This window comes from Avibacterium sp. 20-132, assembly GCF_023611925.1.
GTDB lineage: Bacteria > Pseudomonadota > Gammaproteobacteria > Enterobacterales > Pasteurellaceae > Avibacterium.
Genome location: NZ_CP091456.1, coordinates 1733246 through 1747902, shown reverse-complemented (window position 1 = coordinate 1747902; position 14657 = coordinate 1733246). Strand labels below are relative to the sequence as shown.

The window sequence follows — 14657 nt, the reverse complement described above, 5'->3', positions numbered from 1 at the left end:
TATGGGTAGATACGACAAAATAGAAATTCACAAAGAGATGAATAAAGTTGCTAAGCAACTTAAAGATAATGATTTTATAAATAAAATGCTTATCTCTTACGATAATAACACTATGGTTATTTTCTTCAAAGATGAGGAGGAAGAAAATGAAACCATTTGATTTAGAAAAAGCTTTAGCGGGTGAACCAGTAAGACTTAAAAATGGATTAAAAGCATTTGTTCTTAATAAAGTTGAAAATAAAGAATTAGCTAATCTTTTACAAATTAATACTAATTCATTAGTTGGTTATGCATCTGACAACAGTTTGCATTTATTGGAATGGAATGAACAGGGAGATGATTTAGTTTATTGCAACCAAGAATATTCCATTACTGGTATGTGGGAAGAGCCTAGACGTTTTATTAATGGTATCGAAGTTCCTGAACCTGTAACGTTAGATAATTGGGTAAATGGAATCTCTTATTGGTTTGTAAATTTTAGTTATCGTGGCGAAATATGCCTAGACTATCTTGATGCAGATTATCACAATGACAAGAACTTAATTGAGAAAGGACTAGTATTTGAAACCAAAGAAGGTGCTGAAGCAATGGCGAAAGCATTATTGAATTATAAAATTGAGACAAAATAAAAATGAATTACGACTAACAAGCCACTGTAACAAGTGGCTTTTTTATTTGGAATAAATTATGCAAAAACCTATTTTAGATGTATGTTGCGGTAGTCGTATGTTTTGGTTCGACAAGCAAAATCCTGACGTCTTATTTGCCGATAACAGACAGACTGAAACAACGATGAAAGATAGGGATAAAATCCGTAAACTTGAGATAAATCCTGACGTCATCCACGATTTTACCGATATGCCCTACCCCGACAAATCTTTTAAGCTCGTCATCTTTGATCCACCACATTTAAAAGCTGGCGGTGATAATGCGTGGCTAGTAAAAAAGTATGGCCGACTAAACAAAGATTGGCAAACTCAACTCAAAAAAGGCTTTGATGAATGTATGCGCGTGCTTGATGACCACGGAACGCTAGTTTTTAAGTGGAATGAAACGCAAATCTCTGTTAGCGAAATCATTAAAACTATTGATCATCAACCTTTGATCGGCCACAAATCAGGAAAAGCCAATAACACACATTGGCTTTTGTTTTTTAAATTGCCAACTTAATCGGGATTTTTATTGGAGGGAATATGGAAGAAATCCTAACTATTCCAGAAGTTGCCGATAAACTCAAAATGAGCTATGGAGCTGTTTATGCTCATCGGTTTCATTGGGGATTTTTCCGTATGGAAGGATCTAGAGTATGGCGAGTAAGTAAAACAACACTTGATCAGAAGCGGCAAAACACGCAAAATGTTTGCCGATTAGACGATCAGGTCGGCGATAAGGAGAGAAAATGCCGATCAGGAAAAACAAATTCGGTGTCTGGCAAATCGATATTACCACACCGAGCGGCCAGAGAATTAGACGCTCTGCTCAAACAACTGAAAAGAAATTAGCCCAAGAGCTACACGACAAGCTAAAACACGAATATTGGCAAGTCGAACAGCTCAATAAAAAGCCCGAAAGAACGATCGAAGAAGCACTAATAAGGTTTCTTGAAGTTTCGCAAGGGCAAAAAGATTTTAAGACCAAAATCCGCCACACGGAATATTGGCGATCTGTATTGGCTGGGCGAACTCTTAGCTCTTTAACAACTGATGATATTGTAAATAATCTCCCTACGCACAAAACAAGTACGGGGGAAAAATTATCGCTATCCACACAAAACCGTTATCGTAGCTCAATAATGCGTGTTTTATCGCTTGCTCAAAAAGCAGGTTGGATAGATAGTATCCCTTATATCCCTAAAAATAAAGAGCCTAAAGTTAGGGTACGTTGGATCACTCAGCAACAAGCCCTTGAACTTCTTAATGCATTGCAGCTTAGCTGGATGCGAGATGTTTGCGCCTTTGCTCTTGCCACCGGGGCAAGAATGACGGAAATTTTATCGCTTACTTGGGATAAAATCGATCTGTCTCGTAATATCGCCATTGTCAGTAGCGATGTGGCTAAATCAGGACGAGCACGGTCGTTGTTACTAGGTAAAGATGCCTTAGCAGTGATCGAAAAAAGGCAAGCCCAACAACTCTCCCGCTATGTATTCCACCGCGGGCGAAATAAGCAAATAAAAGAAATTAGCTATCCTGATTTTAATCAGGCACTGGAAAAGTGCAATATCAGTGATTTTCGCTTCCACGATTTGCGTCATACTTGGGCAAGTTGGCACGTCCAAAACGGTACGCCATTAATGGTACTAAAAGAGCTAGGCGGATGGGAAACGCTTGAGATGGTAAAACGCTATGCACACCTCAATGCGGACCATTTACTGAGCTATGCAAATCACGTCAAACTTACGTCAAAGTGCCTTTTGGACACGACAAAATTTGACGCTGAAAATGATATTTTAAACGGGGAGCTAGAAAAGAAAAAAGCCGTAAGTTATTGATTTGAAAGGGTTAACTTACGACTTAATACGAAATTCTTAATGGTGCCCGAGGGCGGACTTGAACCGCCACGACTCGAAAGTCGAGGGATTTTAAATCCCTTGTGTCTACCGATTTCACCACTCGGGCGTTGGAGCGGGAAACGAGGCTCGAACTCGCGACCCCGACCTTGGCAAGGTCGTGCTCTACCAACTGAGCTATTCCCGCATTTAGCTAACTTTCTGTTTCGCTAAGCAACGAGGTGCATTTTACGGATTTCAATTTATTAGTCAAATAGAAATTTACTTGATTTAGTTTAATCGACTAAAAAAAGCTCAATCTTTATCTATTCGTTTATTGTTCAAGCAATATGAGAAGATTTAAAGTACAAGATGAAAAATTTAGGGATAAAAAACTATATTCCCTATTTCGCTTTGAAATGGCTATCTCAATAACGCAATAATATTGATCATTATAAAAATACTCTTGGCTATCATTCTTCGATGACTGAATTATTATAAAAAATAAGTAAAAAAATACCGCACTTTATTATTTGATGAAGTGCGGTATAAAATAGTGAAATTTTTTTAACTGTCTAATAAATTCTCTTTTGCTGCTTTTAAATATTGTAGCATTGACCAGACGGTTAAAATTGCTGCAATATATAAAAATACGATTCCTGCGATTTCCATTAATACATTATAACGCCATAATAATCCGCCTAAAGCAAGCATTTGGGAAGCGGTTTTTACTTTACCGAGCCAAGATACCGCCACTTTACTGCGGCTACCGATTTCAGCCATCCATTCGCGTAGGGCTGAAACGATAATTTCTCTTGAGATCATCACTATCGCAGGTAAGGTTACCCAAAAACTATGCTGATACTCCACGACTAACACCAATGCGGCCGCAACCATAACTTTATCAGCCACGGGATCTAAAAACGCCCCAAAGGGTGTGCTTTGATTCCATTTTCTGGCTAAATATCCATCAAACCAATCTGTAATCGCGGCGACAAAAAAAATGGCTGTTGTCAAGAAAGGCGCCCAAGAGAATGGTAAATAAAATGCCATAACAAAAAATGGAATTAAAATGACACGGAATAAGGTTAGAATTGTAGGGAAATTTAATTTCATAGGGCGTAACAGTCACAGAAAATAGATAATCTTTAATTATTTTAAAGCATATTTTTCTAATTAGAAAATACTATTTAAAAAATATCCCTCTAAAAAGAGGGATACGCTGTAATAAATTAAAGTGCCTCAATCGCCTGATATTGCGCTTGAACTTTTGCAATGGCCTCTTGATAGCCTTGCATTTTTTCACGTTCTTTCGCAATGACTTGCTCTGGCGCTTTTGCCACAAAGGCTTCATTGCTCAATTTGTTTTCAATACGAGCAATTTCACCGTTGAGTTTTTCTAGCTCTTTAGTTAAGCGTGCTAACTCGGTAGCTTTGTCAATAAAGCCTGCCATTGGAATAAGAAGCTCTGTGTTGCCAACCAATTTGGTTACCGAGAATGGCGCTTCTCCCCCATCCTTTAACAATTCAACGCTATCTAATTTTGCTATACTTGCTAATAATGCACTGTTATTAGAAAGAATTTGTTGCTGTTCTAGCGTTAAATGACGTAATAATGCGTCTAAGCCTTTGCTTGGCGCAATATTGCATTCCGCACGGATATTACGCACTGCGACGATGATCTCTTTCAACCAACTCATTTGTAGCTCTGCTTGCTCATCAATTTGGCTTGCTTCATACTGTGGATAAGGTTGTAGCATAATGGTGTCGCCACTCACACCCGCAAAACCTTTCACTTTTTGCCAAATCTCTTCAGTAATAAATGGAATAATTGGATGAGCTAAGCGTAGCAATTTTTCTAATACATTTACCAGTGTACGACTTGCCGCGCGTTTTTGTGCCACATTACCCTGTGCAAATATTGGTTTTGTGAGTTCTAAATACCAATCACAGAACTGATCCCAAGTAAACTCATAAATGGCATTCGCTGCTAAATCAAAACGATATTGTGCAAATGCAGAACGCACGGCTTCTACTGTGCGGTTAAACTGCGAATTGATCCAGCGATCCGCAAGACCATACTCCAGCTCTCCCTCAGATAAATCTAATTTATCATTGGTCAGTACGAAACGGCTTGCATTCCATAGTTTATTACAGAAATTACGATATCCCTCTAAGCGTTTCATATCCCAGTTAATATCACGCCCATTACTTGCAAGGGCGGCCAAGGTAAAACGCAATGCATCTGTACCGTGTGCAGCGATGCCATTAGCGAACTCTTTACGGGTCGCTTTCGCAATTTTTTCCGCTAATTGCGGTTGCATCATATTGCCCGTACGTTTCTCGAGTAAATCTTCAAGGCTAATACCGTCAATCATATCGATCGGGTCAAGGACATTCCCTTTTGATTTTGACATTTTTTGCCCTTGTTCATCACGAATCAGTCCTGTTACATAGACTGTTTTGAATGGAACTTGCGGTTTACCACTTTCATCTTTGATGAAGTGCATCGTAAACATAATCATACGTGCAACCCAGAAGAAAATGATATCAAACCCCGTGATCAAGACATCTGTTGGGTGGAACATTTTCAGTTCTTTGGTCTGCTGTGGCCAACCAAGGGTAGAGAATGTCCATAAAGCCGAAGAGAACCACGTGTCTAGCACATCTTCATCTTGTTTGAGTACAATATCAGAATTTAGCTGATATTTTGACCGCACTTCTGCTTCACTGCGAGCCACATAAATATTACCTTGTTCATCATACCAAGCAGGAATGCGATGTCCCCACCAAAGTTGGCGAGAAATACACCAATCCTGAATATCACGCATCCACGAGAAATAGAGATTTTCATATTGCTTCGGTACGAATTGGATTTCCCCCTCTTCTACCGCTTTGGTCGCCACTTCTGCCAATGGTTTTACGCTCACATACCATTGATCGGTGAGCATTGGCTCAATTGGTACGCCACCACGATCGCCATAAGGCACTTTTAGATCGTGTGGTTTAATTTCTTCCAATAATCCCAATGCATCGAAATCTGCCACAATTTGCTTACGCGCTGCAAAACGCTCCATTCCACGATATTTTTCTGGAATGTCTGCCACATAATTTGCGAGAGGTTTATTATCTATGCCAATAATTTCCGCCTCATCACGAATATCCGCATTTAACGTCATCACATTTACCATTGGTAACTGATGGCGTTTACCTACTTCATAGTCGTTAAAATCGTGAGCTGGGGTGATTTTTACCACACCTGTTCCAAATTCACGATCCACATAATCATCAGCAATAATTGGAATTTCACGATTTGCTAAAGGCAAGATCACAGTTTTGCCAATAAGAGATTGATAGCGTTCATCTTCAGGGTGAACTGCCACAGCAGTATCGCCCAACATTGTTTCAGGACGTGTGGTAGCAACCACGAGATAATCTTTGCCATCAGCCGTTTTTTCGCCATTAGCTAATGGGTAGCGGAAATGCCAGAGCGATCCTTTGCTTTCTTTATTTTCCACTTCTAAATCTGAAATAGCAGTGTGCAGTTTCGGATCCCAGTTCACAAGGCGTTTGCCACGATAGATCAACCCTTCCTCGTGCAAGCGTACAAACACTTCTTTCACCGCATCAGAAAGTCCATCGTCCATCGTGAAACGCTCACGATCCCAGTCGATTGAGTTCCCTAAACGGCGCATTTGCTGGCTGATTGTACCGCCTGAATAGGCTTTCCAATCCCAGATTTTTTCAATAAAGGCTTCACGACCGTAATCGTGGCGAGTTTTGCCTTCTTCTGCCGCGATTTTACGTTCCACCACCATTTGCGTGGCAATCCCTGCGTGGTCTGTCCCCGCTTGCCAAAGGGTGTTATCCCCTTCCATACGATGAAAACGAATCAGCGTATCCATTAAAGTTTGCTGGAAAGCGTGTCCCATATGCAATGATCCCGTTACATTCGGCGGTGGAATGGCAATGCAATAACTCGGTGCATTCGGGTTTTCATTCGGCTTAAAATAGCCCTGTTCTTCCCAGTGTTTATAAAGTGCTTGTTCTACGGCAGAGGGATCAAAACGATCTGCCATTTGGAATGGTTTTGTCATTTGTTTTACTCTTATTTAATATGATAGTTTTTGTTGTAAACTACTAATTCTGCTTCTTAACTCTATACATAAATTAGAATTAACCTGATAACTATAGTTACAGCTATTATTGTCGTATTTATTTTGCCAATACTTTATTTCCCTTGATATGTTAGTTTGTCCCTGCATTCCTCTTATCGACTGCTGATTTTCTTTAATTAAATTTTTTATATCTAATATATTTGTATCTAACTTTAATTGTAAATTATTAGTTACACTAGCGAGTTCTGATTTTAAAGCATATTTAGAAGTATTGTTTTGCAAATTTTCCAAGTCTTTTTTATATGATTCTAAAGTGTTTTTAACTTCCTGTATTGGCGTTATAACCTTTACTCCAGATGAGTCTGAGATATTATCTAGCCAATTTTTAGGTTCGATTACGCCAAAGTAAGAACATAATAAAAAAATGAATGCTACAAAATTAAAGTAAGATAAAAAAGATGGTTTATTCATATAATTCTCCGATAGACTCTATATTACCTCTTATTTATTGAAACTCCGATAGCACTCCTCAAGAGACGAAGGTTAGTATTTGGAGTTGCAAATTTTTGCAGAAATTCAACCGCTTATAATCCACGCACGGCAAGCAGTACGTGGTAACGATAAGCTTTCGGCTAAGCGAGCAACTCTGTAGCTCTTTCTTTTCTAACGTCCAGTCCTAACGGGGCTGAACTATGCGTAACCTAGTACTACGTTGCCGTACTAGGTGTTTCCAGCGAGTTTTTCAATTTCCCACACCACTTTGGAAATTTATCAATCCATTGAGTTAATTTATTGTCGCTAATGTGAAAAACCAAATTTGGGGCTTCGCTTGAATTATCGTAGATAAATACTTCATCACAAAGCGGTAATATTTTCGTTAAATTTTGCAAACTGATGTCGTAACGGTTACGGATAGTTGCTTCATCAATAAAATGTCCACCGCTTGCTACTCTGGCTTTTACTCGCTTGATGTTAATTGAAACCCCATCAACACCAATATAATTTAATCGCACAAAAAAGCCATTTTCTTTTGCTGTTTTAATACGTTGCAAAACGGAATTACCTGATAGGGTAGATTCCATAGAAAACGAAATTTGTTGGTTAATCGCAAATTTAAATAACTCAATCGCTTTTCTACCCGCTTGGCTATCCACCGAACGAGGATTTTCAGGGTTAATTTGCATTGCGATATGATCGGAATCAATAACAATCTGTACAGCATCTTTGTTAAATCCACGCAAAGTGGTTTTGCCTGCCCCATTTGTGCCACAGTAGAAAATAGCTAAATTATTTTGCTTGTGCATATTCAATGACTATTTCTGTACCGTCAGGGTAATGATCTACAATGTTGCCATTTGGGCGTTTGAATGTCAGCACCTCACGTTTTTTCTTATCATCCATCCAAGTTTTAAAGAGAATATGTAATTGCCGTTGTTGTTCGATAATTTCTTCTTTTGTCATTGGTTTCATTATTTATTCTTCTCCAACTTCATATCCAAATGCGGTATGCCGTCTTCTAAATATTCTGCTGAAGTGGGCTGAAAACCCAAAGTGCGGTAGAAATTTTGCAAATAAGTTTGCGCTTGGATTAGCACAGGTTCGGTTGCCCAATGTTGTTGGCAATAAGCCAATGCGTGTTGCACTAATTCTTTGGCTAAGCCTTTGCCCCGTGCGTGCTGCGCCACTAGCACTCTGCCAATATGAATGCCGTCATCTTGTGGAATAATGCGGCAATAAGCACAGATTTTGCCGTTAAATTCTTGCCAAAAATGCACCGCACTTTGATCCCAATGATCCACTTCTTGATAAGCACATTGTTGCTCCACCACAAATACGGCGGTGCGAATTTGGTAAATGGCAAATAATTCTTGTGTGCTGAGTTCAGCAAAGGTTTTTGCATTCCACCTCATCAGGCTTGCTCCGTGCTGAGCTGCCAACCTAATTGACGGTATTGTTTATAACGCTCCCGTGCGATGGCTTTTTGCGTTTCGTCAGCGGGAACAAAATCAATAATCTGATTAAAACTCGCAATAAAATCGGGAATTTGGGCTTGCAAGTTTATTAATAGATCACGGCGTTGTGCGTTGCGTTTTTCCGCCCAGCTAATTTCAATGGGGGTGGCATATTGAGTGATTTCGCCCGATAAATTATGTGGCACAAACTCTTCTGGCTCTCTCGCCCATAGGGCTTCATCAAGGCGAAAAGCCTGTTCTTCACTTTCGCAGCTAATTAGCACTTTTTTGCCTAATCGCCAAGCCTGCGCAGCCAAATCACAAGCCAAGGTTTCCATTGCAGACAATGGGGATTTTGCTTGTGTTTTGTCTAAAATGTAAAACTGTGCGTGCTTTGCCATAAAAATGCGTCTTTTACCCGTATGAAATCAGATTTTTAAACGCCTAATTTTAACGAAAAATCCGATAAATAGAAAACATTAATTTTTCCGCTGCCAAAAAATTCAAAAAAATCTTACCGCACTTTATGATCTACATCACAAAACCCAACTTTGCCAACTTTCCTCAGATTCCATTCATACTTCTAAAGTGGTAAACTCAAAACGTTTTCTTATTATTAATTCAATCATTTGAGGTAACTAGAATGGAATTTCGTATTGAAAAAGACACGATGGGCGAAGTGAAAGTGCCAGCAGATAAATACTGGGCGGCACAAACAGAACGTTCCCGCAATAACTTCAAAATTGGGCCATCGGCATCAATGCCACAGGAAATTATTGAGGCGTTTGGTTATTTGAAAAAAGCCGCTGCTTACGCAAATAATGAGCTAGGCGTTTTGCCCGTTGAAAAACGTGATTTAATCGCCCAAGCTTGCGATGAAATTTTAGCCCATAAACTTGACGATCAATTCCCATTAGTCATTTGGCAAACCGGTTCAGGTACGCAATCCAATATGAATTTAAATGAAGTGATTGCAAACCGTGCGCACGTTATCAATGGTGGAAAATTAGGTGAAAAATCAATTATTCATCCAAATGATGATGTCAATAAATCACAATCATCGAATGATACTTATCCAACCGCAATGCACATTGCGGCCTATAAAAAAGTGGTGGAAGTCACTATTCCTTGCGTTGAACGTTTACAAAAAACCTTTGCTGCAAAAGCAGAAGCCTTTAAGGATGTGGTGAAAATTGGGCGTACTCACTTAATGGATGCAACACCACTGACATTAGGACAAGAATTTTCTGCCTATGCTGCGCAATTAGATTTTGGCTTGCGTGCGTTGAGAAATACCTTACCTCATCTTGCCCAGCTTGCTTTAGGCGGTACGGCGGTAGGTACTGGCTTAAACACACCGAAAGGCTATGATGTGAAAGTAGCGGAATATATTGCGAAATTTACCGGCTTACCATTTATCACCGCGGAAAACAAATTTGAAGCCCTTGCCACCCACGATGCCATTGTTGAAACACACGGTGCGTTAAAGCAACTTGCAATGTCTTTATTCAAAATTGCAAACGACATTCGATTATTGGCTTCAGGTCCGCGTTCTGGTATTGGTGAAATCTTAATTCCAGAAAATGAACCCGGTTCTTCTATTATGCCCGGTAAAGTAAATCCAACGCAGTGTGAAGCCTTGACAATGGTATGCGCACAAGTGTTAGGTAACGATACCACCATTTCTTTTGCAGGTTCACAAGGGCATTTCCAACTTAATGTGTTTAAACCTGTAATGGCGTACAACTTCTTGCAATCTGCCCAGTTATTGGCTGATGCTTGTGTTTCTTTTGATGAACACTGTGCAAGTGGCATTGAACCCAATTACCCACGCATTAAACAGCAACTTGAAAATTCATTAATGTTGGTAACGGCATTAAATACCCATATTGGTTATGAAAATGCGGCTAAAATCGCCAAAACGGCGCATAAAAATGGTACGACATTAAGAGAAGAAGCCATAAATCTAGGCTTAGTCACGCCTGAACAATTTGATGAATGGGTACGCCCTGAAGATATGGTTGGCAGCTTGAAATAATGCCAATTTAACCTTCATCTTATTTGAAATGTTGGTAAGGAATATTCTTTACCAACATTTCTTTTCTCTTTTATAGCGAAAGCGCTCAAATAAGCCAATTAGCTAAATTTCCTTCTTGATGAAAACAGTCCTTGACAAAACCCTTTTGTACTAGTTTAATAGTGCATTATTATTTTATGCAAAAAAGGAATTCCAATGACAATGCCTTTTCTCCACGTATTTTCACAAAATGTGGCTTATCACAGCGATCCAACCGCTGTTTTTGCGACATTATGCCAAGATCAAACCAATACACTCTTACTTGAATCCGCCGAAATCAGCAGTAAAAATAGCTTAAAAAGTCTTTTATTAATTAATTCTGCGTTAAAAATTAGCTGTTTAGGTCAATGCGTAACCTTTAACGCATTAAATGAAAATGGTGTGGCATTATTACCTTTGCTACAAGAAAAATTACAACATATGGCACAACGCCTTTTACAGCAAAACAATCAACTCATCGCGGAATTTGCGCCACTCAATCCAGATCTTGATGAAGACAGTAAATTACAAGCGCCCACAATTTTTGATGGTTTACGTTGCTTAACCGCGCTTTACAAAACAAGCGAAACCCCCATTTTTCTTGGTGGCCTATTTGCTTATGATTTAGTGGCAAATTTTATTCCAATGGAAAATATTGTACTACACAATGATGGCTTAAGCTGTCCTGACTACGTTTTCTATTTAGCAGAAAATTTATTGATTCTCGATCATCAACGCCAACAAGCTCAACTCCAAACCTTCTGTTTTAATCAAAATGTGCTTTCTGCCACGGAACAAAGTGCGGTACAAATTACGCAAAAATTACAGAAAATTGAACCGCACTTACCTCTCCAATCGGCTTCAACGAAAGTGAGCGTGAACATTGAAGATGACCCCTTTAAAGAGATTATTCGCCGTTTAAAACACCACATCAACATTGGTGATGTATTTCAAATTGTGCCTTCACGCCGTTTTTCTTTGGCTTGTCCAAACAGTCTTGCTACTTACCGCCAATTAAAAGTGAATAATCCAAGCCCTTATATGTTTTATATGCAAGATGACGATTTCACGCTATTTGGTGCGTCCCCTGAAAGTGCATTAAAATACAGCCAAGATTCTCGCCAATTAGAAATTTACCCTATTGCAGGATCACGCCCAAGAGGATTTGATGCTCAAGGGAATATCGATCCCGAACTGGATGCGCGTTTAGAATTAGAATTACGTTTAGATAAAAAAGAGTTAGCAGAACATTTAATGCTAGTGGATTTAGCACGGAATGATATCGCACGGGTTTGCCAAAGTGGTACACGTCAAGTGAAAGACTTAATGCAAGTGGATCGTTATTCACACATTATGCACTTGGTCTCTCGCGTGGTGGGTAAACTTCGCCCTGAATTAGATGCCTTGCATGCTTATCAAGCCTGTATGAATATGGGAACGCTCACGGGCGCACCAAAAATCAAAGCAATGCAATTAATCTATCAAGTGGAACAACAAAAACGCCATAGCTATGGCGGTGCAGTGGGCTATCTCTCATCAGATGGAAATTTCGATACCTGTATTGTGATCCGCTCTGCTTTCGTGCAAAACAACATTGCTTATATCCAAGCTGGCTGCGGTGAAGTGCTAGATTCTGATCCCCAAATGGAAGCAGATGAAACTCGCCACAAAGCCAGAGCGGTAATTAATGCCATTATGCAAACCAACCAACTTGCACAATAAGGAAACTCTATGGCAAATATTATATTTTTAGATAATTTTGATTCCTTTACTTATAACCTTGTGGATCAATTTAGAACGCTTGGACACCAAGTGCAAATTTACCGCAATGACTGCAATATTGCGCTGGTAGAAAAAATGGCACTAAAGCCAAATAGTATCCTTGCTCTTTCTCCCGGACCGGGTAACCCACAAGAAGCAGGCATTTTACTGCCACTTATTAAACGTCTTAAAGGCAACGTGCCAATGATTGGCATTTGTTTAGGTCATCAAGCGTTAATCGAAGCATTTGGCGGTGATGTGGTTCATTCTGGCGAAGTGCTGCACGGCAAAGTTTCCAATATTCAACACGATGGACAAGCAATGTTTGCGGGGTTAAATAACCCTATGCCAGTGGCACGCTATCATTCCCTAATGGGAGAAAATTTGCCCGATGAATTTATTGTAAACGCTGAGTATAACGGTATTGTTATGGCAATCCGTCACAAAACGCTACCCATTTGCGGTTTCCAATTCCACCCAGAAAGCATTCTTACCGTGCAAGGAGGAAAATTGCTAGAAAACGCAATAAATTGGTTGCTTAATCGTCATTAAGGATAACACGATGATTATTGTTTATGGATTAAAAGATCGCCTAAATTCACGCAAGGCACAGCTTGCAGAAATTATTTATGCTTGCTTGAATCTTGAAATGGATATTCCAACGGGTAAACATTTTATTTATTTCCAAGGGACAGAAGCAGAAAATTTGTATCTACCTAGCGGACGTAGTCAAGATTTCACCGCCATTGAAATTAATCTTATGCAAGGCAGGACTGAATTTACTAAAAAACGATTAATTAAAATGCTTTTTTGTGAATTAGAAAATAAACTCAATCTTTCTCCCATAGATGTCGAGATCACCATAAAAGAGCAGCCAGCTCACTGCTGGGGATTTCGTGGAATGACAGGTGATGAAGCAAAAGATCTCAGTTACAGCATTTATCGTTAGCCAAACTTTGTATTTTAGTTATTATGAAATATTAAACAAAGCACCTTCGGGTTCCCTTCAGTCTCGTCCGAATGGAAGCTAAATTTTTAGGCGAAAAAAAATTGTAATTTTGTGTAGTGAAACGGAACAAGATCTCTTTTTTCGCCGCCCGAAAAATTTAGTTGGAATGAGGAAAAACAAGACTAGGGTGTGCTTTCTTTTGCCTACTTTGCTTTGCACAAGCAAAGAAAAGTAGGTCGCCTTTAGGGCGAAAACCTAAACCTAAAATAGATATACACGATTAAAATTTAAAAATAAAATTAACAGAATTGAAAGGAATACCCAATGCAAACCGAACAACTTCTTAACCAACTTTTTGATAAACAATCTTTATCCCAAGCGCAAGCAGAACAGCTATTTAATGCCATTTTGCAAGGCGAATTAAATAACGAACAGCTAGCAGCCGCACTCATTGCGCTAAAATTGCGTGGAGAAAGTGCAGAAGAAATCAGCGGTGCGGTCAATGCCGTCCTTGCTAATGCCAACCATTTCCCAACGCCTGATTATGTGTTTGCCGATATTGTTGGTACCGGTGGCGATGGCGCAAACACCATTAATATCTCCACAGCGTCTGCCATTGTGGGGGCTGCTTGTGGTTTGAAAGTGGCAAAGCACGGCAATCGTAGCGTATCCAGTAAAACTGGGGCAAGTGATGTTCTCAGTGCATTAGGGGTCAATATTAATATTAGTGCGGAACAAGCACGCCAAGCCCTTGATGAAATTGGCATTTGCTTTTTATTCGCACAACAATATCACCCAGGTTTCAAACACGCTGTGCCTGTTCGCCAAGCATTAAAAACACGCACTATTTTTAATATTTTAGGCCCATTATGTAACCCTGCTCGCCCAAAACATCAATTATTAGGTGTATATTCCCCCGAATTGATTGCCCCTTATGCAGAAACGGCTGTACGTTTAGGGCATAAACACAGCATTGTGGTACACGGTGCGGGTTTAGATGAAGTCGCCATCCACGGCAAAACAGAAGTGGCAGAAATTCGTGATGGAAAAATTGAACGTTATAGTCTAAGCCCTTACGATTTTGGTTTTGAGCCGCAACCATTAGAAAGTCTGCGTGGCGGTGAGCCAGAAGAAAATGCAAAATTTTTGACCGCACTTTTACAAGGCAAAGGCAAAGCAGAACACGCCCAAGCGGTGGCAATGAATACCGCCTTATTAATGAAATTATTCGGCTATGAAGATTTGAAACAAAATGCTGAAAAAGTGCTTGCTGTGCTTGCCTCAGGAAAAGCGTTTGAAACCTTAATCGCATTGCGTGCAGTAGAATAATCAA

At 39.6% G+C, this 14657-nt stretch carries 16 protein-coding genes and 2 tRNA genes; 9 read left to right on the top strand and 9 right to left on the bottom strand.

Features of this window, described 5'->3' with window-relative positions:
• The first annotated feature begins 1 nt into the window (after position 1).
• From L4F93_RS08275 to L4F93_RS08260, 4 genes are all read left to right on the top strand, one after another.
• Positions 2–160: a hypothetical protein gene (locus L4F93_RS08275; RefSeq protein WP_250349842.1), complete on the top strand. Its 159-nt coding sequence runs from the start codon at positions 2–4 to the stop codon at positions 158–160.
• On the top strand, positions 147–629 hold the full coding sequence (locus L4F93_RS08270) for a hypothetical protein (RefSeq protein ID WP_250349841.1): 483 nt from the start codon (positions 147–149) through the stop codon (positions 627–629). The genes L4F93_RS08275 and L4F93_RS08270 overlap by 14 nt, the downstream gene beginning before the upstream one ends.
• Positions 630–687: 58 nt before the next feature.
• A complete protein-coding gene (locus L4F93_RS08265; RefSeq protein ID WP_250349840.1) occupies positions 688–1170 on the top strand; it encodes a class I SAM-dependent methyltransferase in 483 nt (160 codons plus the stop codon).
• Between the two features lie 229 nt (positions 1171–1399).
• On the top strand, positions 1400–2491 hold the full coding sequence (locus tag L4F93_RS08260) for a tyrosine-type recombinase/integrase (RefSeq protein WP_250349839.1): 1092 nt from the start codon (positions 1400–1402) through the stop codon (positions 2489–2491).
• A gap of 40 nt (positions 2492–2531) precedes the next feature.
• On the opposite strand, the gene L4F93_RS08255 is transcribed toward L4F93_RS08260, so the two are convergent.
• The 9 genes from L4F93_RS08255 to L4F93_RS08215 form a co-directional block, all read right to left on the bottom strand.
• Positions 2532–2618: transfer RNA gene (locus L4F93_RS08255), tRNA-Leu, on the bottom strand.
• 2 nt (positions 2619–2620) lie between these two features.
• Positions 2621–2696, bottom strand: a tRNA-Gly gene (locus tag L4F93_RS08250).
• A 359-nt stretch (positions 2697–3055) separates the two neighbouring features.
• Positions 3056–3604, bottom strand: coding sequence for a CDP-diacylglycerol--glycerol-3-phosphate 3-phosphatidyltransferase (pgsA, locus tag L4F93_RS08245; RefSeq protein WP_250349838.1), 549 nt, complete (start codon positions 3602–3604; stop codon positions 3056–3058).
• Positions 3605–3720: 116 nt separating this feature from the next.
• Positions 3721–6585 carry a valine--tRNA ligase gene (locus L4F93_RS08240; RefSeq protein WP_250349837.1) on the bottom strand — a complete coding sequence of 955 codons (2865 nt, stop codon included), beginning with the start codon at positions 6583–6585 and terminating at the stop codon, positions 3721–3723.
• Between the two features lie 15 nt (positions 6586–6600).
• Entirely contained in the window at positions 6601–7077 is a 477-nt protein-coding gene (locus tag L4F93_RS08235; RefSeq protein ID WP_250349836.1) for a hypothetical protein, read from the bottom strand.
• A 236-nt stretch (positions 7078–7313) separates the two neighbouring features.
• A complete protein-coding gene (locus L4F93_RS08230; RefSeq protein WP_250349835.1) occupies positions 7314–7910 on the bottom strand; it encodes a zeta toxin family protein in 597 nt (198 codons plus the stop codon).
• Complete coding sequence (locus L4F93_RS08225) at positions 7894–8076, bottom strand: hypothetical protein (protein ID WP_250351719.1); 183 nt, start codon at positions 8074–8076, stop codon at positions 7894–7896. Before L4F93_RS08225 ends, L4F93_RS08230 begins: the two co-directional genes overlap by 17 nt.
• Complete coding sequence (locus tag L4F93_RS08220) at positions 8076–8516, bottom strand: GNAT family N-acetyltransferase (RefSeq protein ID WP_250349834.1); 441 nt, start codon at positions 8514–8516, stop codon at positions 8076–8078. Before L4F93_RS08220 ends, L4F93_RS08225 begins: the two co-directional genes overlap by 1 nt.
• A complete protein-coding gene (locus L4F93_RS08215) occupies positions 8516–8959 on the bottom strand; it encodes a DNA polymerase III subunit chi (protein WP_250349833.1) in 444 nt (147 codons plus the stop codon). The genes L4F93_RS08220 and L4F93_RS08215 overlap by 1 nt, the downstream gene beginning before the upstream one ends.
• A gap of 242 nt (positions 8960–9201) precedes the next feature.
• Between L4F93_RS08215 and fumC the strand changes: the two genes are divergently transcribed.
• The 5 genes from fumC (at position 9202) to trpD (ending at position 14653) form a co-directional block, all read left to right on the top strand.
• Positions 9202–10596: a class II fumarate hydratase gene (fumC, locus tag L4F93_RS08210; protein ID WP_250349832.1), complete on the top strand. Its 1395-nt coding sequence runs from the start codon at positions 9202–9204 to the stop codon at positions 10594–10596.
• A gap of 195 nt (positions 10597–10791) precedes the next feature.
• On the top strand, positions 10792–12336 hold the full coding sequence (trpE, locus tag L4F93_RS08205; protein WP_250349831.1) for an anthranilate synthase component I: 1545 nt from the start codon (positions 10792–10794) through the stop codon (positions 12334–12336).
• A 9-nt stretch (positions 12337–12345) separates the two neighbouring features.
• On the top strand, positions 12346–12927 hold the full coding sequence (locus tag L4F93_RS08200; RefSeq protein ID WP_250349830.1) for an aminodeoxychorismate/anthranilate synthase component II: 582 nt from the start codon (positions 12346–12348) through the stop codon (positions 12925–12927).
• Between the two features lie 10 nt (positions 12928–12937).
• Positions 12938–13324: a tautomerase family protein gene (locus tag L4F93_RS08195; protein WP_250349829.1), complete on the top strand. Its 387-nt coding sequence runs from the start codon at positions 12938–12940 to the stop codon at positions 13322–13324.
• Positions 13325–13648: 324 nt separating this feature from the next.
• Positions 13649–14653: an anthranilate phosphoribosyltransferase gene (gene trpD / locus L4F93_RS08190; RefSeq protein ID WP_250349828.1), complete on the top strand. Its 1005-nt coding sequence runs from the start codon at positions 13649–13651 to the stop codon at positions 14651–14653.
• The last annotated feature ends 4 nt before the right edge of the window (positions 14654–14657 follow it).